Origin of the sequence: Moraxella sp. CTOTU49097 (genome assembly GCF_032064105.1) — a bacterium.
In the GTDB taxonomy this organism is placed as follows: domain Bacteria; phylum Pseudomonadota; class Gammaproteobacteria; order Pseudomonadales; family Moraxellaceae; genus Faucicola; species Faucicola osloensis_B.
Window position 1 is genome coordinate 77,005 of record NZ_DAMBOA010000009.1, and the last position, 20,849, is coordinate 97,853.

17 protein-coding genes and 1 tRNA gene are annotated in these 20,849 nt (G+C 42.6%); 10 read left to right on the forward strand and 8 right to left on the reverse strand.

Annotated features, from left to right (window positions below; all coding sequences use genetic code 11):
• Positions 1-121 precede the first annotated feature (121 nt).
• From RT064_RS07225 to RT064_RS07255, 7 genes are all read left to right on the forward strand, one after another.
• Entirely contained in the window at positions 122-1,036 is a 915-nt protein-coding gene (locus RT064_RS07225; RefSeq protein ID WP_313062639.1) for a bifunctional enoyl-CoA hydratase/phosphate acetyltransferase, read from the forward strand.
• 55 nt (positions 1,037-1,091) lie between these two features.
• Positions 1,092-2,306: an acetate/propionate family kinase gene (locus tag RT064_RS07230; RefSeq protein WP_313062640.1), complete on the forward strand. Its 1,215-nt coding sequence runs from the start codon at positions 1,092-1,094 to the stop codon at positions 2,304-2,306.
• Positions 2,307-2,617: 311 nt separating this feature from the next.
• The gene (locus RT064_RS07235) at positions 2,618-3,214 is read left to right on the forward strand and encodes a phasin family protein (RefSeq protein WP_159675955.1); all 597 of its coding nucleotides are present in this window, start codon (positions 2,618-2,620) and stop codon (positions 3,212-3,214) included.
• A 199-nt stretch (positions 3,215-3,413) separates the two neighbouring features.
• A complete protein-coding gene (gene phaC / locus RT064_RS07240; RefSeq protein WP_313062641.1) occupies positions 3,414-5,552 on the forward strand; it encodes a class I poly(R)-hydroxyalkanoic acid synthase in 2,139 nt (712 codons plus the stop codon).
• 175 nt (positions 5,553-5,727) lie between these two features.
• Positions 5,728-6,390 (forward strand): 2-polyprenyl-3-methyl-6-methoxy-1,4-benzoquinone monooxygenase, encoded by a 663-nt coding sequence (gene coq7 / locus RT064_RS07245; RefSeq protein ID WP_313062642.1) that lies wholly within the window; start codon positions 5,728-5,730, stop codon positions 6,388-6,390.
• 245 nt (positions 6,391-6,635) lie between these two features.
• On the forward strand, positions 6,636-7,694 hold the full coding sequence (locus RT064_RS07250; protein WP_313062643.1) for a tetratricopeptide repeat protein: 1,059 nt from the start codon (positions 6,636-6,638) through the stop codon (positions 7,692-7,694).
• Between the two features lie 198 nt (positions 7,695-7,892).
• Positions 7,893-10,208 (forward strand): esterase/lipase family protein, encoded by a 2,316-nt coding sequence (locus RT064_RS07255; protein ID WP_313062644.1) that lies wholly within the window; start codon positions 7,893-7,895, stop codon positions 10,206-10,208.
• A 115-nt stretch (positions 10,209-10,323) separates the two neighbouring features.
• On the opposite strand, the gene RT064_RS07260 is transcribed toward RT064_RS07255, so the two are convergent.
• The 5 genes from RT064_RS07260 to ndk form a co-directional block, all read right to left on the reverse strand.
• Entirely contained in the window at positions 10,324-11,223 is a 900-nt protein-coding gene (locus tag RT064_RS07260; protein ID WP_065263258.1) for a LysR family transcriptional regulator, read from the reverse strand.
• Positions 11,224-11,450: 227 nt separating this feature from the next.
• Entirely contained in the window at positions 11,451-13,442 is a 1,992-nt protein-coding gene (gene dnaX / locus RT064_RS07265; protein WP_313062645.1) for a DNA polymerase III subunit gamma/tau, read from the reverse strand.
• Positions 13,443-13,506: 64 nt separating this feature from the next.
• Complete coding sequence (gene grxD / locus RT064_RS07270) at positions 13,507-13,845, reverse strand: Grx4 family monothiol glutaredoxin (protein WP_007116440.1); 339 nt, start codon at positions 13,843-13,845, stop codon at positions 13,507-13,509.
• Positions 13,846-14,016: 171 nt separating this feature from the next.
• Positions 14,017-14,517, reverse strand: a complete 501-nt coding sequence (ispF, locus tag RT064_RS07275; RefSeq protein WP_313062646.1) for a 2-C-methyl-D-erythritol 2,4-cyclodiphosphate synthase — start codon at positions 14,515-14,517, stop codon at positions 14,017-14,019.
• Positions 14,518-15,322: 805 nt separating this feature from the next.
• On the reverse strand, positions 15,323-15,754 hold the full coding sequence (gene ndk / locus RT064_RS07280; RefSeq protein ID WP_050323952.1) for a nucleoside-diphosphate kinase: 432 nt from the start codon (positions 15,752-15,754) through the stop codon (positions 15,323-15,325).
• A gap of 301 nt (positions 15,755-16,055) precedes the next feature.
• Here ndk and RT064_RS07285 point away from each other — a divergent pair, with 301 nt between their 5' ends.
• From RT064_RS07285 to RT064_RS07295, 3 genes are all read left to right on the forward strand, one after another.
• The gene (locus RT064_RS07285) at positions 16,056-16,871 is read left to right on the forward strand and encodes a phosphodiester glycosidase family protein (protein ID WP_313062647.1); all 816 of its coding nucleotides are present in this window, start codon (positions 16,056-16,058) and stop codon (positions 16,869-16,871) included.
• 150 nt (positions 16,872-17,021) lie between these two features.
• Positions 17,022-17,098, forward strand: a tRNA-Ile gene (locus tag RT064_RS07290).
• 326 nt (positions 17,099-17,424) lie between these two features.
• The gene (locus tag RT064_RS07295; protein WP_313062648.1) at positions 17,425-18,033 is read left to right on the forward strand and encodes a TetR/AcrR family transcriptional regulator; all 609 of its coding nucleotides are present in this window, start codon (positions 17,425-17,427) and stop codon (positions 18,031-18,033) included.
• A gap of 236 nt (positions 18,034-18,269) precedes the next feature.
• Here the strand turns inward: RT064_RS07295 and RT064_RS07300 are convergent, their stop codons facing one another.
• From RT064_RS07300 to RT064_RS07310, 3 genes are all read right to left on the reverse strand, one after another.
• Positions 18,270-18,569, reverse strand: a complete 300-nt coding sequence (locus RT064_RS07300; protein ID WP_004961451.1) for a DUF1330 domain-containing protein — start codon at positions 18,567-18,569, stop codon at positions 18,270-18,272.
• A gap of 3 nt (positions 18,570-18,572) precedes the next feature.
• A complete protein-coding gene (locus tag RT064_RS07305) occupies positions 18,573-19,256 on the reverse strand; it encodes a type 1 glutamine amidotransferase domain-containing protein (protein WP_313062649.1) in 684 nt (227 codons plus the stop codon).
• Positions 19,257-19,937: 681 nt separating this feature from the next.
• Positions 19,938-20,240 (reverse strand): putative quinol monooxygenase, encoded by a 303-nt coding sequence (locus tag RT064_RS07310; RefSeq protein WP_313062650.1) that lies wholly within the window; start codon positions 20,238-20,240, stop codon positions 19,938-19,940.
• Between the last annotated feature and the right edge of the window lie 609 nt (positions 20,241-20,849).

Consider the following 20,849-nt stretch of genomic DNA (forward strand, 5'->3'; position numbering starts at 1 on the left):
ATTTATAAACCGATTCATCTTGCTGTCATGTCATTGGGTAATACTACTTCAATGTTTACCGCTCGCTTAATCAAAACCTGAGTGCTCAGTGTTATTTATGTCAACTCATAAGGGCAACACGATGTTAACCAAACTTTCGCAGCTTTTAGCACAAGGGCGCTTTGTTTCCCCTGTCCCTGCCGTGGTGGTGCACCCTACTACCGATATCATCTTGCAATCTTGTATCCAAGCGCATCAGCACCACATCATCACTCCGATTTTGGTCGGTCCAAAACACAAAATCGAAAAAGCCGCTACTGACGCCAATTTAGATATTTCAGGCTTTATGTTAGTGAATGCTGAGCATAGCCATGACGCGGTTGAAATCGCCGCAAAAATGGTTCGTGAACAGCAAGCCGACTTTATCATCAAAGGTTCAGTGCATACCGATGAGTTAATGGGTGTCTTGATCGATAAAACCCAAAACCTACGCACCGAGCGCCGTATGAGCCATGTTTGGTTAATGGAAAGTCCCACGTATCACAAACTTTTGACCTTGACCGATTGTGCACTCAACGTGGTGCCAGATTTGCTGACCAAAAAAGACATTTTGCAAAATGCGATTGATTTTGCGCACGCGCTCGACATTGAGCAGCCTAAAGTAGCCATCTTGGCAGCGGTTGAAGAAGTCAAACCGCAAATGCAATCGACCATCGATGCTGCGGCGTTATGCAAAATGGCAGACCGGGGTCAAATCACCGGCGCCTTGCTTGATGGACCCCTAGCATTTGACAATGCGATTAGCCAACAGTCTGCGGATATCAAACATATCCACTCACCTGTCACGGGCGATGTCGATATTTTACTGGTACCTGACTTAGAAGCGGGCAATATGCTAGGTAAACAGTTAATTTATTTGGGCGAAGCCAAAGCCGCGGGCATTGTTATGGGTTCAAAAGTGCCGATTGTGTTGACCAGCCGCTCGGATGACGAACTCGACCGCCTTTATTCTATTGCCCTTGGCGCCTACGTTGCGCAAAAGCGTAAACAAGCTTGATGTTAGTTCAGGTTACTTGAGATTAATTGAGATTACTAGCATGAAGGATTCTGTCATGAGGCATACTGACTCGACTCACCCGATTGTGGTGACTTTTAACGTAGGTTCAGCGACTATCAAAATGGCGGCGTATGACACCGCTAAAGCAGTCGACTCATCCCCGCTTGCGTGGTCCCCCTTGTTTGATGTCAATATCAACCTAAAAACCAAAAACAAAGTCTGGCACTCCATGCCACAATCTTTGTCTGACTGGGAACCCCAAGATAGCCTGACAGAAACCGCGGTAAGCTTGTTTACTCGTGTCAAACATGCCTTTCCCGCGCGTGAGATTGTCTGTATCCACCGAGTGGTTCATGGTGGCAAACGCTATCATGTTCCTGTGGTGATTAACGAGACAGTGATGGCGCATTTGGTGGAGCTGTCACCGATTTGCCCGCTACATCAGCCTCCTGCCCTATCTGTGGTCAACGCGCTGCAAGCCATTGATAAAAAACTGGTGCACATCGCTGCCTTTGATACCGCTTTCCACTACCATCGCCCAGAGATTTGGTCTAGCTATGCACTCCCAAAATCGCTGCGAGATCAAGGCGTGCGCTGTTATGGCTTTCATGGTTTATCGTATCAGGCGATTATGCGCAAACTTGAAACCTATCTGCCAAAGATTGCCAAAAAACGCTTAATTATCGCGCATTTGGGTAGTGGCTGTAGTATCACCGCGGTCGAAAATGGCGAGTCAAAAGACAGTACCTTTGGCTTTAGTGGATTAGATGGCGTACCAATGGGTACCCGTCCGGGTCATTTGGATGCTGGGGTAATTTTATATATGGTCGAGCAAGGTTGGACGCTCGAGCAAATGAACCAATGCCTATATAAAGAGTCGGGCTTGCTCGGTTTATCTGAAATTAGCAATGACGTGCGTGATTTGCTGGCTAGCGATGACCCACGCGCCAAATTTACACTGGCGTATTTTGCCACGCATGCCGCCAAAGAAATCGCAAGCCTGATGGTTAGTATGAAAGGCTGTGATGCGCTTATCTTTACCGCAGGGATAGGTGAACAGTCAGCGATTATCCGTCGGATGATTGTCGAACAACTCGATTTTTTAGGTTTTAGTTTGGATGCGGATAAAAATATCGATGGCCGTATTGACGTTCCGATTTTACGAATCAACTCAGACGATGACAAACAAATTTATGTCATATTGACTGATGAGCAGCTTGAATTAGCTTTATCACTTGAGCATGCAATCACGATAGAAACTGATAAGTAAAAGTGACAAACCTGTCAACTATTTTTAGGATGAAGGGTAAGATATAACCGATTTTTATCGGTTACCTACGCTTACTGTCTAGTTGATTATACTATTACAAATATTAACATAAATAGTGATTGTTTTTTACTTTTAAGCTCCTCGCAAGGTTTAATTTAGCCATTTTTCATGATATTGTAATATCAAGCAAATAGACTATGCTTAAATCTTATCACATTCATTTTAGTCATATTTTTGATTAGAAAATGTATCGCAACTTGGTATTTTCAAATACCCTTCTTGTTTTTTCTGGTAGCCGAATGAGGTCAATTATGAACAACGATTTTATGGATAAAATGAAAGATGGTTCACGTCAAATGTACGCACCATGGTCTCGCTTCAACCAAGCGATGTTACGAAATGCGGAAAAAATGACTGACTTTTCTCTAGAAACAATGCGTCATTACTCAGAAATGGGTCTTGAGCAACTTCGCAATGTTTCTTCTGTTGACTCTCCAGAAGCGGCTTCAAGCTTCAACCAAAAACAAACTGAGCTGCTCAACCAATTGGGTCAAAAAATGTTGTCAGATGCACAGCGTTTGACTGAGCTTGGCAACGAAATCCGTAATGAAGTCATGTCAGCGATGAATGAAATCTACAGCCAAAATGCATCCAGCATGCAAGATGCCATGCAAAGCGCTGCTAGCAACGCATCAAAAACAGCAGAAGACTTTAACCGCAAAGTGAACGAAAACATGCACAAAGCGGCAAACCAAATGTCAGAAGCGGTTAAACAAACCACCCAAAACATGAACAAAGCTGCGACTAACGTGACTGCTGCGGCAACCCGCACCGCTAATGATGTAGCACAAACACAAAATAGCGAAGCGGTAAAACCTGCAGCAAAAACAACCCCTGCAGCAAAATAATTAGTTTGATGCATCGTAGTCATTCTTAAGACTGTATCATTTATAAACAGCTATTTATGTGTTACCTGATAGATGAATGGCGGCTTATGAATCTATAAAAGTGGTGGATTAGACAGATGCCTAATCCACCATATTTTTAAGTAAGCGTGCGTATTCACAGCGAATTCTTATCAAGCACATCATAATAACGGGATTTATCATGGCAGACAATAAAGACACCCAATATCAAGGAGCGAACGCCCATTCCTCAAGCGACAATGCTTCAAATAGCGCTTCAAATAGCAATACTTCCAACACCCAAGGCGCAGAGAATACCAATACCAATGCTTTTGGCTACACGCCATTTGCCAATTTTCCCTTTGGCAATAATGCATTTGGTTTTGGTAGCAATCCTTTTAATAACTTTGGAACCAACGCCTTTAATCTGCCGCAAAATCCGCTGGATTTTTTGAGTAAAACCAATCCATTTGCTCACATGGCCTCTAGTATTCCGCCTTACAATCCTGCGGTTGGTGAATTCTATAGTGAATTTTTTGGTAATATGACCAAACTGAGCCAACAAATTGCACAGCAATCGATGCGTGCTAACCAAGCGCCGCAGTACACCAATACCTCGATTATGATGGACTTAATGGATGGCTGGCGTAAGATGGGTCAAATGGTAACCAATCACCCAGGCACGATGATTGAAGACCAATTGCAGTTGTTTAAAGACCAAATGCACTTGTGGCAAAACACGCTACAACAATTTGCCGGTGAAAAAACCGACCCAGTGGCAAGTCCTGAAAAAGGCGATAAACGGTTTAATGATGAAGAATGGGAAGACAATCCTATTTTTAACTTCTTAAAACAGTATTATTTATTAACCACCCAAGCGATGATGGATGCGATTGATGACGTTGAAGGTATTGATGAAAAAACCCGTCAACGCTTGGCTTTTTTTACCCGCCAATGGATTAATGCAGTAGCCCCAACCAACTTCTTAATGACCAACCCAGAAGTACTCCGTTTGACCATCGAAAGTCGGGGGCAAAATCTGGTTCAAGGTATGAAGCAGTTGGCTGAGGACATGGGTAATAGCGCTGATACACTCAATATCCGTATGACTGACCAGAGTGCGTTCCGAGTGGGTGACAACATCGCCACCTCAAAAGGTAAAGTGGTATTTGAAAACCACATGATGCAGCTCATCCAGTATGACCCTTCAACCGAAAAAGTAAAACAACGTCCGTTGCTCATGGTGCCACCTTGGATCAACAAATTCTACATCATGGACTTACGTGAGAACAACTCGTTTGTGCATTGGGCTGTCAACGAAGGTCATACGGTTTATGTCATCTCTTGGGCGAACCCAACGCCTGAGTACAAAAATGTTGGCATGAGCACTTACATGAAAGACGGTGTGCTTGCGGCGATGGATCAAATTGAAGCCATCACGGGTGAAAAAACCATCAATATTACAGGTTATTGCATTGGGGGTATGTTGACAGCATTGACGCTAGGCTACCTTGCCGCAACCAAGCAAGAAAGCCGCATTGCTAGTGCGACACTTTGGGCCACCATTATTGATTTCTCAGATCCAGGTGATATCGGCGTCTTTATCGATGACAAAATCGTTACTGCGATTGACAAGCAAAACGCCGAGAAAGGTGTATTTGATGGGCGAATGATGGGCGTGTCATTTAGCTTACTCCGTGAGAACAGCCTATACTGGAACTACTACGTACAAAACTACCTCAAAGGTGAGCGGCCCGTACCTTTTGACTTGTTATACTGGAACTCAGACTGTACCAACGTGACTGCTGCCCTGCACCATTTTCTACTGCGTGAGTTCTATATCAACAACTTGCTGCGTAAACCGGGTGGGGTTGAAATTGACGGCGTGAAAATTGACTTATCAAAAGTTAAAACTCCTGTGTTTATGGTGGCAACCTTGCAAGACCACATCGCAAAATGGAAAAGCTGTTACCCAGGTACGCAAGTATTTGGTGGTGAAAAAGTATTTGTGTTGGGAGAATCAGGTCATATTGCGGGTATCATGAACCCCCCAGGTAGTAAATATGGTTACTACACTAACGACAACTACCCTGCGGACGCCGACCAATGGTACAAAGACGCCACCTATGTTAAAGACACCTGGTGGACAAGATGGCATGACTGGATCAAACCATTTGAGGGTAACGAAATCAATGCCCGTGTTGTCGGTCAAAATAGCCAAGGTAAAGAAATCCCAACGTATGGCGATGCCCCAGGTAGCTATGTCACGGTCAAAGCCACTGAAGCCTTAACGGGTCATAACTTTGCAGAAGCCTACCGTTCACAATTACCACCGGTATAATCTATCGTTATCACACAACATCCCGTGATTGCCTAGCCTGTCACGGGCTTTTTATAAAATAGCCAAATCGCTCATCAGCTACATAGATTTGCTAGTCAAAAGTTGTGATATTGAGTAGAATTAACGCCATATTCTGCGCATAATAGCGATTAGAAACATTTTGAATAGAGCGCCTATGTCGATTGAACCAGCACAAAAAAACCTATCACTCAGTAAGCTAGACCGCAATATTGTCTTCTTTGATCGGGCGATTCGCTCGTTTATTCCAAACAGCAATCTTAGCACCCGTCCTTTGCCTGTCTCTAGCCCCGATGTGCCAAAACTGTCCGTGGAAGAAGCGCGTCATGTCGCAGGTCTCATGCGTATCAATCACACGGGCGAAGTGTGCGCGCAAGGACTGTACCACGGTCAAGCATTTACCGCTAAGCAAGCAACAGTCAAAAAAGCCATGCACCAATCTGCGCTAGAGGAGATTGACCACTTGGTGTGGTGTGAGACGCGGTTAAATGAATTGGGTAGTCATCCCAGTATTTTTAGTCCGCTTTGGTATGGGCTATCGTTTGGCATGGGTGCGGTAGCGGGATTGATTTCTGATGAGTTTAGTTTGGGGTTTGTCGCAGAGACGGAAACCCAAGTCAGCGAGCATTTGCACAGCCATCTTGGTAAGCTACCTGCACACGATAAACGCAGCGCTGAGATTTTAAGCCAAATGGATAAAGAAGAATTACACCACCGTGATAAAGCAGTCGAATCAGGCGCCAGCCCATTGCCACTACCCATTAAAACCACGATGCGTTTTTTGGCTAATTGCATGAAAACGGTGGCGTATCATATTTAACTGAGTATCTTTAACTAAGCGTGTTTAACCGAACGTGTTTAAATGAGCATGACTGACAGCCTCAATCGTTGGCTGCCGTGTTTATTGCTATAACCTTGCTTAAGCGCGCTGTTTTCGCGTAAAAATATAACAATAACTTTATTTTTTTTTGATAGTATTTTTACATTATTGCTTTACATTGTTGCTATGGGATAAGCTGATTGATTTGTGCAATCTATCCCACCCAATTTTTTAAGGAAATTTCAATGACTCATATGGTAAAACCCCTAGCCTATACCCCCCTAGCTTATACCTTAGCTATTTTGATGGCAACCAATGCCACTGTAGCGATGGCTGCAACGGCAACCGCAAAAACAGCGACCAAGACGACCACCACCAAAACCACCACGGCAAAACCCGCTACCCCGACAACAGCCACTAAAAAAACCACGGTGACCAAAGCCAAAACTACCAACAAATCAACTGAAAAATCGGCTAATACGGTCAGTAATAGCGTGAAGGATACTACCCCGCAAACGACACCGCCGTCAGCCACCTCAAATACAGGTTCAGTGATAGTGCCTGTCTTGACCGCCCCCACGGTTGCCAACGTGATTTATCCATCTACTAACAGCGTACAATTGGTAGGCACGGATATTTCAGCGCAAAATCTTGCCAATATTCCACTGCCGACTTTAACGCTTAGTAATATCTCAACAATAAAAACCGTTTTGGTTCCACGAACCACGGATAACAGTACACAGTTAGATGTCAGCGTGTTAGACGATTTTATTACTTATGCCACCCCAATGGCACGTCACTATCCCCCTGTTTTTTCGAGCCGTACTGAGCGCTACAATACCACTGAGCGACTCAAATCCTTGACCGCATGGATTGAAACCTACGCACAAAATCCAAATGCCTCTTATGAGGTGCTACTGCGTGCAGCAAAACTCAATGCCATGGGTCGCAATCTGGATTTAGGTTCTGATTATGCCGTGCGTGCAGGCAATTATATCGCCCGTGCCGTGCGGCTCAATGACACGGCAGAAGCCAACTTCTTATATGGCGCAATGCTCGCTGAAGGTGGCGGTTTTAAAGAAGGTGCCAAATACTTAGAAAAAGCCGAAAAAATGGGCTATCTAGAAGCTACGCAAAGTTTGGCGCAAGCAGATTTATTGGATGACAAAAAAGACCGCGCCATTCAACGGTTAACGGAATTTAAGGCCAAAAACCCAGACAATCCGTATATCGATGAGCAATTACGCATCGTCAATAGCGGTAAATACTATATTTGGGATATCCCTGCAAAAGTCGTTCAATAATTTTTTGCGTTCATACCCTAGCGGTGGTTTAATATCACTGCTAAGTCACCATGCTAATTCACCATCATCGTTGAATTTTAGCATGGTGATTTTTTTCACCCTATCATTCAGTGATAGGCAGATTTTTGCGCTAACCTTTTTTGCGCTATCTATTGTTGCTCTATCATTTTTTGCTCTATTTTAGCCGAGTAAATCACCATGCCGCTAACAAACCAATCTACTAGATTTTGTCAAACGTCTCTAATCACTGCAACGACATTGGTTACTATCATCACCCTTACTGGCTGCGCCACCACCAAAATCGGTAGCCGCGATACTGCAAGAGCCATCATGGATCAGCGCGTCAGCGTGTTATCAGGCAGCCGCTTGAGTTCTGACACCAAAAGCCGCTTGGTGCAGGCAGGTTTAGATGAAGAAAAATGCTTGGCAAATATGCCTGCCTGTGTAGTGACGCTCAAGCAAGCGGATCTTAATTCCGATAAAGGGATTTATGGCGCAATTAGTGAGCTGTTTTACGCCTCTGCCCAGCAGCGCCAGCAAGCCAAAACTTGTACCAATCCGCCAAAAGATTTGGCCACAGACTATGCCAAAGATTTGGTTGGCAAGACCGACATTGTAGCGCCCAAACCCGATGAAATTTCTTGTACTATCGCCTTTCAAGACGATATGCTGCAATCGATTCGGTTTTCTTACATTTATTTGATGTACGATATCCTCAATCCAACCGTCGTCAATCAACAACCGTCACAATTGTATTATCTGCCAAAACAACGCGATACCCAAATTCAGGACTTGTATTACGCTGCCATCGACGCGTTAGGTGATCGCTTGTATCATCAAAAAATGGCAGAAAATTATCAAATCACTCGCAACAACCTGCGTGTCAATATCAATGGACAGCCGTTTACTGACAAATCGGCATCGATGAAGTTGATTTCAAGCTACCAGATTGATTTATCAAAATTTAATACCATCAGTCGCCGCGATGGCTTTGGTATCAATTATGTGGCACTGCTCAATAGTCGCATCAATACGGCGGTGATTATTGACTTGTTGCAACACTATGCCAATGATACACCGCTAGAAGAACGTATCCACCAAACAGGGCATTTGCCTATGACTGCGGTGTTGGTGCCCAAAGGCAATAGCATTGATGAGTTGCAAAAAACCACCGATTTTTCGCTCAATATTTATGATCCCTATCAGTTTAAAAGTGTCTCTATACTCAACAAAGATTTTGCGTTATCGGCGAACTATACCGCAGCTTACGGTATTTGGTCTAAAGATAATCGTTTAGACAATATCAGTCTGTTAAGTTTGTTTGCCTCGCCCTATCAGCAGACCCAGCCGCATTTATTTATGCTTGAGCCCTACAATCCCAATAAACGCGTGATTATCATGATGCATGGGTTGGCATCAAGTCCTGAAACTTGGATTGGACTGACCAATGACATTTTTAATGACCCAAAACTTCGCGAAAATTTCCAAGTTTGGCAGATTTTTTATCCCACCAATATCCCGATGCTAGAAAACCGCCACCAAATTTATGACTTGATTGAACGCACTTTTAAAACTGTCGATCCTGAGCAGCAGGACGTTGCCAGTCAACATGCGGTGCTGATTGGTCATAGTATGGGTGGGGTAATTGGGCGTTTGTTGGTATCAAATGATGACTTAACGCCCAAAGTCGAAGCACTGGTTGCCAATTACTCACAGCTCAATAATTTTTCAGCAGGCTACGCGGCATTTGTCCGTCATGCGCAAAATAAAACGCTCAGTGACCGCTTCAAACTTCAAGCCCTGCCGCAAGTCGATCGCGCGATTTTTATCTCTTCGCCATTTCGCGGTACCGATTATGCCGATCGCTGGTTTACTCGCAGTTTGCGCCGTATCATCTCACTACCGGCAGGATTTATCCGCACCGTGTATGACAATTTAAATTCGCTATTTACTGAAGGCGTGGTTGCAAGCAATCCGCTGGCACAGCTATTTTTGGAAAATGGTGCGAGCCAGTTGAGCAGCCGCTCTTACTTTAACCAATTAACGGCAGATGTCACCATCGCGCCCAATGTTGCCGTCAATAACATCATCGCCACTGATGATAAAGATTTGTCCAATGCGCTCGAACAGCTTACCGCTAAGGCAGCCAATAGCCCTACTGATGATGTATCGGCATCCATAACATCTTTGAAAAATGACAATACGACGTCGAGCGTTAGACCCGCCACAGAGACCAAGCTGTATAACACCACGAGTCTGGCGCAAGCCAAACAAAGTCTGGATGAGAAAAAGCAACTCTTAGAATCGGTGAAATATGGCGCAACCGACCGTCTCTCCGATGGTATTGTGCCGTACAACAGCTCGCATTTAGAAGGCGTGGAATCTGAAAAAGTGCTTACCGGTCGTCACAATGTCCATACTAGCCCGCAGGCGATTTTGGAGTTACGTCGCATCCTGCATCAACATCTCGCTCGCTATGGCGTCACCCAAGCGCCGCCTGACAGACAACCTTAGCGGCTATCAACATCAATAAAAAAGCCAATAGCCTTCACTATTCGCTTTTTATGACACTGTTTTTTATTTAACTGTTTATTGCTACTAATTATTGCTACTACTGACCGTCCAACCGCTAAACTTTAGCAAAATACTTGGTCAACACTTCAAGACAGCGCGTCACCTTCGCAGGTTGTTGTTCATGTCTGGGTGTTACCGCATACAGCATATAACTTGGTAATTGGTAACCTGGCAATACTTCCACCAAATCGCCATTTGCCAATTCTTTTTGGATATCGAGTGACATGATACGGGCAACGCCATGCCCTTCTTTGGCAAGGGTCGTGGCAAGCATAATGTTGTTGGTTTGAATACGCGTTGGCATACGCACGCGTGATTTTTTACCTGTTTCGACATTGATCATATCGACTTGATTGGGATCTTTGATAAGGCTAATGCCAATCATATTGAGTTTGGCCAAATCTTTTGGCTCGGTCAATTTTTCATTTTGACGTAAAAAATGCGGTGAAGCCACTAGTAGCTGACGTATCTCGGTCAAAGGAAATGCCGATAAACTACTGTCATTAAGGTTTGGTGACATCCGAAGGGCGATATCGATACGCTCTTCAATCAAGTCAACATACTGATTGTCCGCTTCAAAATGGATGGTTAAATCATCATGCGCCGAAATCCAAGTCGACAGCGCCGGTAAAATATGATTGACACCCAATTCTGGTGTGGTTGCAATGCGCAAGTTCCCTGCTAACTCATCGCGTAATTGATTGACACGGATACGACCTTGTTCGGCTGCCGCAACCACATCTTTGGCACTCTCATAAAAACTAGTGCCTGCTTCTGTTAAGCTTAACTTACGAGTCGAGCGATGCAATAACACCACACCCATATCGTTTTCTAACGAGCGGATTTGTTGACTAACCGCACTTGTTGTTATGCCCAGTTCTTTTGCAGCACCACTAAATGAAGCATGACGTACAACACTTGCAAAAACCGCCATGCCTCTTAAATTATCAAGCATATTTCACCCAATTTTATCACTTAATCAAAGTCACTGTTAAAATCTGATGTATTATACGTTATTAGCAAGATAAATTAAACGACATCGGGATTTATTAACTAAAATTATTAATATTTTTTCAACTATTTAATATTGTATTTTATTGATTTTCTTAACAAATATTGATTTTGTTTAATTATTTGTCTGTTAAAAAAGTAAAAACTAGAATTTATATAAATTAAATTGACTTATTGAATTAACTTAACAGCGCTAATCGAGGCGTGTTGCTGCAACAGTGCCTGGGTAACTGCTTGTTGTTCAAGCTGATGGGTAGCTTGTTGTAACGCTAGTTTTTCGCGAGCCGCTTGTAGTGCTTCTGGTTTTAATTTCTCTAGCGCTTGAAAATTGCTTGCCGACTCCGCCAAACGAATATCAATCCCCTCAAAAAGCTGTCGAAGTTTTTGGCAAAAATTATCAAAAGTTGCGGTATGGGTCAAAAAGCTTTGTTCAGTAACAAATTGGCTAACCCCATGAATCTCGCCGGTCATGACTCCACGTTTGGCAAGCACTAATTCATCCTCATCGAGCCAGCCTTGCTCACGGGCATTAAACACCCAATAATCCCATTTGGCAGGCGTCCACTCGCCCTCAAGTGGTACATCAGTGGGTTTGAGCAACGCCAGTGGCGATATTTCAGCAATATCACTACCCTCTGCAACGATGCCAGGCACACTAGTTTCATGATGACTGGCACTGGGTTGCAAGTCAGATAAGCGATTAGCATCGGCATCTAGGGTGGGCGTTTGCTGTGTGGTAGTATTGAACGCGGCTTTATCGATAGATATTAAATGGCTATTATCAAATGCCTGTTGTTCAGTGCCTTGTTGAATGCTTGCTTCAATGATTTGTTGAATGCTATCAACGTTTGACGCAGATTTGAGCAGATGGTCATCCGATAAGTTGTCATCCCTCTGCTCCGAAGTTAGTTGTAAGCTATCTTCAGCCATCACTGAAGACTTTGCGCCTTGTATGGCTTCGCTAGGCGTTGTGTCGACAATTTTAAAATCAGGGCTTTGAGAATCAAGACTTTGAGAATCAAGACTTTGAGACTCAGGATTATCAGCGATTGGCGGACGAAGCGAGATTTGATTACGGTGCAGTGGCTTGAACGCCATCAAGCGGAGTAAACACATCTCTAGCGCTTGCATCGGCGTATTGGCTAATGCCAAGTTTTCACGGCTTTTTACCACAATGTCATAATATAGTTGTAATAGCTCTGCGGGTAACTGCTGAGCCAGTTGTTGCAATTGCTCGCTTTGCTGGCGATTGATTTGCAAATCAAAATTTGGCAACGCCTGCAAAATCGCCAATTGATGTAGCGTCTCAGCCAACCTGTCAAATACGGCTTTGGCATCCACCACCTGCTCACGCAGAAGCTGAATGGACTGCGTCAACTGCTGGGTATTTTGCTGATAAATATTGGCAAGGATAGCAATGACATCGGCTTGGTCAATTAAGCCAAGCATCTGGCGAATCACTGCATCTGTGACATTGCCATTGCCAAACGCAATAGCTTGATCAGTGAGTGACAACGCATCGCGCACGGAGCCTTTGGCACTGCTCGATAGCTGCCATAAGGCATCAGGCTCGTAGCTAATTTGTTCTTTGTTAAGAATCGTGCCAAGATATTGAGCGAGCGCCACTTGCGGCAAAGGTCTGAGTACAAATTGCAGACAACGCGAGATGATGGTAATGGGCAGTTTTTGTGGGTCTGTGGTCGCAAGCAGAAACTTCACATGCGCGGGCGGCTCTTCGAGGGTTTTTAGTAGCGCATTAAAACTATGCGTCGATAGCATATGCACTTCATCAATTAGATAGACTTTGTAGCGACCTTGGGTTGGTGCATACGGTACGTTGTCGAGTAATTCACGGGTATCTTCAACTTTGGTACGTGATGCCGCATCAATCTCAATCAAATCAATAAAGCGACCGCTATCGATGGATTGGCATACACCACATACGCCACAAGGCTCGCTTGTCACCCCTGTCTCACAGTTAAGGCATTTCGCCAAAATACGCGCAATGGTAGTTTTGCCGACGCCGCGCGTACCCGTAAATAGATACGCATGATGCAAGCGCTGGTTATGGATAGCATTGATTAATGCTTTGGACACATGTTCTTGTCCCAGCAGCTCATGGAAGTTTTTTGGACGATATTTGCGTGCTAGGACTTGATACATGGTTATGGATACATGACAACAAAAACGTTAAAAAAGAAATAACCTTAACCCACTCGTAGTAAAACTAAACCGCTGGGCTATTGGCCTCAATTAGGGGCTGTAATTCACCGTCTTGGAACATTTGATAGATGATATCGCTGCCGCCAATCAGCTCACCTGCCACCCATAATTGTGGGAAAGTTGGCCAGTTAGCAATTTGTGGCAAAGTTGCACGGATTTCTGGGTTTTCAAGAATGTTGACAAACGCAAATGGGCGACCAATTTGGGTTAGTACATCCACCGCACGCGCAGAAAAACCGCATTGTGGAAACTGTGGCGTGCCTTTCATATAAAGCAATACGCTGTGTTGAGCGATTTGGTCACGGATGGTTTGTTCGATGTCAGTTTGGTTCATATCAGTCATATGAAATTCCTTTATCAAGCCCTTTAAAGTAGAGCGCTATCTTCACAGCTAGAATTTGACTCACTAATGATGAGTGCAGGGTTGCTATTATACGCTATAATGGTTATCGAAAGTAAGCATTCAAGATGCCCACCCAAAAAAAGTCAGCCGCAAAACTACTCACAAATTCCATTAATCTGATGAAGTCACTTGTTCAAGCAACACCACGCAGCTTACCATAATGCCTTCTTGGCGACCGGTAAATCCAAGCTTTTCAGTCGTGGTAGCTTTGACGCTGATTTGGTCAACCGCGCAGCCCATGACACCGGCAATACGCGATTGAATCTCGGCACGATAAGGCAATAGTTTTGGACGCTCCGCCATGATGGTGATGTCGGCATTGATAAGCGTAAAGCCTTTTGATTGGATAAACTGGTACACTTGGTTTAGCAAAATGGTCGAATCTATATTGCGAAAACGCTCATCGGTATCCGGGAAAAACTGCCCAATATCGCCCAGTGCCAATGCACCAAGCAACGCATCACACAACGCATGTAACACCACATCGCCATCAGAATGCGCAAGCAAACTGTGGGTATGAGGAATTTGTACCCCGCCTAATGTTATAAATTGGTTTTCTGTGCCGTCGTTGACAAAGGCATGGACATCGATACCCTGACCGATTCTTATCATGGTTAATCCTATTTTTTTATCTTGCTGTCTTGATTTTGGAAGCTATTGTGTTTGGTTTAGCAGTATCTATTCTAACAGTTCCAACAGTGACTGTTTTAATGGACTCTATTTTAACGGTTAAAGCATGATTTACAAGTAGCTAGGCTATCTTAAATAAAAGCTTTGAATAACAACTTAGATTAAAAACTTTTGATAACGACTTTGGATAGCATTCGAATAACGACTTTGAATACAAACTTGGCATAACCAGCTACTATCACTACTTGAATTAAAAATTGGGTGTCAAACGAGATTTGCCGTATAACGTCTAAAAAAATTGATAAATCCTAGTAAATTGCTATGGTATTTTATTATATAACGTTATATAATATAAAAATAAACCCATCAAGTGGGGAACTTGATGGGAGTGGGTAATGCACTACTTGTTGTTATTTTTATTGTTGCTTTCTTCTTCTTTGTTTTACTGATGTTAGCCATAATGCCAAATTATGGCTTTTTTATTTTTATCGTTTTTTATTTTATTTTTTGTCTTATTGATTCTATCTTATTACTATCGTAGTTAACAAATTTTGTATTTACGTCGTGATGAATTTATTTTAGCGGATTTACGCCTGTGCTCTATGTGCTCTTTGTTATGAATTGTTAAATTAAGTTTCTTTAGTTTCCTTAACAAAACTATTAATATTGATTTTGCATCTTTGCTTTTATCATATTTTTTTATCTTTAATTTTTAATGACAGACCAGCCGAATGATAGGCAGTAAAAAAACGGCTTAAAATTTAAGCCGTTTTTTGTCATATTAGGATTAACGCGTACGTGGACAAACTTCATTGTCATTGAAAAAATAGCTGATTTCACGGGCTGCAGATGTGGTTGAGTCTGAACCGTGAACCGCGTTTTCATCAATGCTGTTTGCAAAGTCACGACGAATCGTACCTTCAGCGGCGTCTTTTGGGTTGGTAGCGCCCATGATTTCACGGTGGTGAGCCACTGCGTTTTCCCCTTCAAGTACTGATACTACCACTGGACCTGAAGTCATGAAAGAGACTAAATCATTGTAAAATGGACGCTCTTTGTGCTCAGCGTAGAAACCGCCCGCCTTTTCGTTGTCTAAATGCAACATTTTTGCTGCCACAACTTTTAAGCCTGCTTTTTCAAAACGGCTGTAGATTTCGCCAATGTGGTTGCCTGCAACTGCGTCAGGTTTGATAATTGATAACGTACGTTCAATGGCCATGTTAAATTCCTTTAAAATTGAAGAGGATTATGATTTTAAGTGTGAGAAACTGTAAAAACAGCCCGTACACTGCCCATTGGGCATGTCAAATCACGATTTGAAGATTTGAATAAATGCGGGGTGCTGTTCTTAGTTGCCTATTATAATGATATTGAGGGCAAAAACTAGTTTAATTCATCACTATTAAGTCGAAATTGCTAGAATATCAAGTTGGGCAAGTTTTTTGTAATAAATGGCGGATATATTCTGTGATACGCAACTATGGTATAGTAGCCAATAGCTTAAATTTTCTCTCAATGGTATGACGCTTTCAAATATCACAAAAACACAAGCGGTTGTTGTCAGCCTATGCTTGGCGCTATTATTGGTGGCAAGTATCGGTTTAGCACGTCAGTTTACTGTCAAAACCGTGCCAGATTGTCAGCGCAAAAACCAGCCGTTCGACTATAGTATCTGCGAGCTTGATGCTAAAAGCGCGGCGAATTTTTCACTACAGTGGCAAAACCCCTCGTCCACGAGCCACCCATTACTACTCACCTTTACTGCCCTGCGCGATTATTTGGCAAGTGAGCAACCTACCAAAACCTTGTTGTTTGCGATGAACGCAGGGATGTATGATGGCAATTTTGCACCGATTGGGTATACGGTCATCAATGGCAAGCAAATCCGAGCCCTAAATCTCAAGCAGGGCGGCGGCAACTTTCACCTAATGCCCAATGGGGTATTTTGGCAAGACCGTCAAGGTTTTTATATCACTGAAAGTCAAAGTATGGCAAAAAAACTGGCAAGCGGGGCAAAACCGACCTTCGCCACCCAATCTGGACCCATGCTGGTCATCGATGGTAATATCCATCCGGCATTTGATGCCAATAGTACCTCGAGAAAGTACCGCAATGGTGTTGGCGTGTGTGGTCACAATCCTAGCCGCGTCAAATTTGTAATAAGCGACACGCCTGTCAGCTTTTATGAGTTTGCAGATTTGTTCAAATCACAATTGGGCTGTGACAATGCGTTGTTTTTGGATGGCGGTAGTGCTTCAGCATTGTATAGTCAGACGCTGTCACGCAACGACAATAAATATATGGGTGTGATGATTGCGGTGACACAAGACAAATAATGCGTATTCGGTAAGACAAGTTTATGCTGATTTAATCAGCATTTTGCATAAAATTATCCATTTCCACATTGCAAAAATAATTTTTTAAGGTATTATAATCAGCCTAGTTTTGACAAATTTGCTTGGCAATATTTGTGATACTACCCTTTCGGGCCTATAGCTCAGTTGGTTAGAGCAGAGGACTCATAATCCTTTGGTCCACAGTTCAAGTCTGTGTGGGCCCACCATATAAAACAACCACTTAGGTGCATTAGACCTCAGTGGTTTTTTATTTTTAGCTTGTAATGATTAAATAGTAAGTAGTTTACATCACAATATGAACCCCTATTTTAAATCCATATTTATGTCATTGGGTTTAGACTGTTACTTGGTCTTGACTGCCTGAATCAATCATCCGATCACTATCTAATTTGATATAAATCCTTGTTTTATATTGAATTATTATTGTTAATAGTTAACGCTTTCAAGGAAAACGTCTTTACATTCATTGCAGATAAGTTATAATAAAAACAATACGACTGGTCTATTTTTTATAATAGCGTGCACAACAAATATGGAGCCTACCTCTATCAAGAAGTCTGAAACGAAACGCTTACACATTCTTAACACCAGTTCTGAGCTGATTTTGCGTAAAGGTTTTAGCGGTGTGGGATTACAAGAAATTTTACAAAGCTGCGAGATCCCTAAAGGTTCATTTTATCATTACTTCAAATCTAAAGAGTCTTTCGGCTGTGAATTGGTACAGTATTATGTAGATAATTACCAACGCCGTTTAGATGAACTATGGCGTAGCGACCAATCCGCTTATCAAAAACTAATCGGCTATTTTAACCTATGGATTGAAGATCCTGATGCGCCGTGTAGTTGGGCAGATAGCTGTCTAATTGTAAAACTTGCTGCAGAAGTCGCTGACCTATCTGAAGATATGCGCGCTATTATGTCCGATGGCGTCGATAAGGTAATTAAGCGGATTGCTGAAATCATCGTTTTGGGCAAACAAGATGGGTCTATCCAAGCAGAGACTGATGCCTTGACGGTAGCCCAAGTGACTTACCAAATGTGGATGGGCGCAGCGTTATTAAGTAAGCTGCAAAAAGATAAAACACCATTACATCAAGCCTTAAAAGCGACAGCGTTTTTATTAAAAAGTGGAAAGTCTTAAAAGTTAGCTTTGCTGGCTTAATCTCACTAACTTAACCTTAGTAACTTAACCTTAGTAACTTAGCTTCACTATCTTGGCTTCACAACAATAATAGCTGCAAAAATTGTCATAGCAGCCCAATCATTATGTATGACTGGGCTGCTATTACATTAATTTGATAACAATGCGTATCGCTCATGTACTAACTTGTAGGTTAGCACATCTGATAGCGATGCTTTTTCTTAAAGGGCTTTTTCTCAAATAGCGTCTTCAACACCTTCAATGATAAAGGCACGATAATTTGCCCCTTTTAGGCGATGTTGTAATGCTTCTTGATAGATGGGACTGTGATACCAGTCTCGCGCGGCTGCCATATCAGGAAAGCGTAGAATAACAGCGCCTTCAATTTCATTGCCTTCAAGCACTTCTAATTGGCCATAAAAAGCCAAGGGTGTTAGCTCACGACCTTCACGAGCAAGCGGCGCCTTTTGTGCATATTGCGCCAGTTCCTCAGCGTCGGTAGTTTGCTCACGGGTAAATACCACATACGCAGACATGGGCTACTCCTTATTTAACAATTCAAGGAGTGCACTGGCGGTTGCAGCAGAAGAAGCAGGATTTTGTCCAGTAATTAGTAAGCCATCTACTTGGACATACACTTGCCAGTCATCCGCTTTAGAATAATGACCACCTTTTTCTTTGAGCATATCTTCGACCAAAAACGGTACAACTTCGGTCAATCCTACCGCTTCTTCTTCAGTATTGCTAAAACCTGTCACGGATTTACCGCTGACCAAAGGCTTGCCATCACTGGTTTTTACATGACGAAGAACACCTGGGGCGTGACAAACTGTAGCAACAGGTTTTCCTGACTCAATCGCTTGTTCAATCAGCGCAATTGAAATCGGATCTTCTGCTAAATCCCACAATGGACCATGCCCGCCTGGGTAAAACACGGCATCATAATCATCGATAGAAATTTCGCTAAGTTTATGTGTCTGTGCCAATGCTTGCATTGCCACGGGATCTGCTTCAAAGCGATGCGTGGTTTCAGTTTGTGCATCGGCTAAGTTACTTTTTGGGTCTAGCGGTGGCTGCCCCCCTTGAGGTGATGCTAGGGTAACTTCAACACCCGCATCAATAAAGGTGTAATACGGCGCTGCAAGTTCTTCTAACCAAAAACCTGTTTTCTTACCAGTATTGCCGAGTTTGTCATGTGAGGTCAGAACAATTAAAATTTTCATGTTATTTTCTCTGATAGTTTTTAGCATTGAGGTTATTGCTACATGAGCACAGCAGGAAGTCATGTGCGCAATGTACAAGATGCCGAGCAAATCAATCCTTTATTTAATAGCATTGATTGGTAGCATTGAAAAAGATTGCGCGACTGATATGTAAGCAAATATTATCTGTCCAACAAACTTAAAAAATTGCTCAATACTGCAAACATTGGTCAATACTGCAAATATTGCTCAACGCTAGTCAACACTGGGATTTTGCTGTCATCATGCCGTCACTATACACAAAAATAGACCAGTCGTCTATTTATTTGTAGTGTAGATTTATTGATAGTGTAAATAATAAAATTTAATCCATCGGGAAAAGCAGTTTTTGTAAGTAAGGTAGCTAGCTTAAAACTTGATTTAAAACTTGGTAACGATTAAAACAACAAAGCGGTATGATTAATTGCAGGGTAAGTAGTTAAATGGCGCAAAATCTAAATTTGCCCATTGCTTGCTATCAGTAAGTTAAGAAAATATTGTAATTGAATATATATAGTCAAATAATCGTCAATGATACAGTATGGGATGACCGATTAACTAAGTGACTGATTTAAGTGAACTAATATAATAAAGAGCTGTTTTTTAGTTAATATTTTAGGCAGCTCTTTAAGAGGCTCAAGCTCAAGAGAATTAGGCTTCAATCTAAGCTGGCAGTTTACTCGCCAACACATCTACTTTTTCAATAGAAGGCGGTTGTGAAAATAGTTCATCTGCTTGAGCCATCAAAGCGGCGGCAACCTTGCCCGATAAATGAGCCTCGCGACCTGCTTCATCAGGGAATGCATCAAAAATACCAAAGGTTGAAGGTTCAAGGCGTAGACCAAACCATGCAACTGTGGCGGGTTCTTCATTGACGATAGGCAGACCAGCTTTTAGGAAATCTTCTACTTGTTGTTCTTTACCTGGTTTAGCTTCAAGACGGACATATAAAGCGGTTTTAAGCATCACTAATACTCCAATATTGACTAGCCGGCATTGACTAGCATCAAAATTGAGTCTAAACCACTGTTATATTTATGTCAAACGGCTTTAGCGCATAGCTTTGTTGTTTAAAGGTTACATAAACATTTTCGCTTTAAGTCGTAGGGAATGTCTGTATCAGCTTAAATTTGATACTGATATTACTCCCTTTATGCTTGCTTTAATCATAACCTTGCTTTAACCATAACAAGGAAACAAGCATAAGTGACAAGGTATAAATGATGTTGCACTCGCTACACTGGATTGGTTACACTGGTACAACAATAAATAACGGCATTTTACCAAGGGCTATTTTTGGCGCAAACACAGGCGCACAATGTGAGCTTAGCTCGCATTCTTAACCTGGCACCCTTAACGTTACGCCCTTAACCTTACACCTTTAGCATAGACTCAGAATATCAACTATTTTTCATTAATTCTATCAGATCATGCTGACTGACCCAAGCCAGACTGTCTGCAATACACTAAAAACACTGCATTTAATTAAACTAACCCGCTATTAAATCCACTATTACAAAAGGACAAATCTATGAAAGCCGTATCGTATGTTATCAATAACCAGGATGATTTTAA

Excerpts from the sequence above, each read along its gene's own strand:
- RT064_RS07225 (WP_313062639.1), top strand. The coding sequence starts at position 122 with ATGTTAACCAAACTTTCGCAGCTTTTAGCACAAGGGCGCTTTGTTTCC.
- ispF (WP_313062646.1), bottom strand. The coding sequence starts at position 14,517 with ATGATAAGAATCGGTCAGGGTATCGATGTCCATGCCTTTGTCAACGAC.
- RT064_RS07285 (WP_313062647.1), top strand. The coding sequence starts at position 16,056 with ATGACGCTTTCAAATATCACAAAAACACAAGCGGTTGTTGTCAGCCTA.
- RT064_RS07310 (WP_313062650.1), bottom strand. The coding sequence starts at position 20,240 with ATGCTTAAAACCGCTTTATATGTCCGTCTTGAAGCTAAACCAGGTAAA.
- RT064_RS07295 (WP_313062648.1), top strand. The coding sequence starts at position 17,425 with ATGGAGCCTACCTCTATCAAGAAGTCTGAAACGAAACGCTTACACATT.
- phaC (WP_313062641.1), top strand. The coding sequence starts at position 3,414 with ATGGCAGACAATAAAGACACCCAATATCAAGGAGCGAACGCCCATTCC.
- RT064_RS07230 (WP_313062640.1), top strand. The coding sequence starts at position 1,092 with ATGAGGCATACTGACTCGACTCACCCGATTGTGGTGACTTTTAACGTA.
- dnaX (WP_313062645.1), bottom strand. The coding sequence starts at position 13,442 with ATGTATCAAGTCCTAGCACGCAAATATCGTCCAAAAAACTTCCATGAG.
- ndk (WP_050323952.1), bottom strand. The coding sequence starts at position 15,754 with ATGGCCATTGAACGTACGTTATCAATTATCAAACCTGACGCAGTTGCA.
- coq7 (WP_313062642.1), top strand. The coding sequence starts at position 5,728 with ATGTCGATTGAACCAGCACAAAAAAACCTATCACTCAGTAAGCTAGAC.
- RT064_RS07300 (WP_004961451.1), bottom strand. The coding sequence starts at position 18,569 with ATGTCTGCGTATGTGGTATTTACCCGTGAGCAAACTACCGACGCTGAG.
- RT064_RS07235 (WP_159675955.1), top strand. The coding sequence starts at position 2,618 with ATGAACAACGATTTTATGGATAAAATGAAAGATGGTTCACGTCAAATG.
- RT064_RS07305 (WP_313062649.1), bottom strand. The coding sequence starts at position 19,256 with ATGAAAATTTTAATTGTTCTGACCTCACATGACAAACTCGGCAATACT.
- RT064_RS07250 (WP_313062643.1), top strand. The coding sequence starts at position 6,636 with ATGACTCATATGGTAAAACCCCTAGCCTATACCCCCCTAGCTTATACC.
- grxD (WP_007116440.1), bottom strand. The coding sequence starts at position 13,845 with ATGACTGATATGAACCAAACTGACATCGAACAAACCATCCGTGACCAA.
- RT064_RS07260 (WP_065263258.1), bottom strand. The coding sequence starts at position 11,223 with ATGCTTGATAATTTAAGAGGCATGGCGGTTTTTGCAAGTGTTGTACGT.
- RT064_RS07255 (WP_313062644.1), top strand. The coding sequence starts at position 7,893 with ATGCCGCTAACAAACCAATCTACTAGATTTTGTCAAACGTCTCTAATC.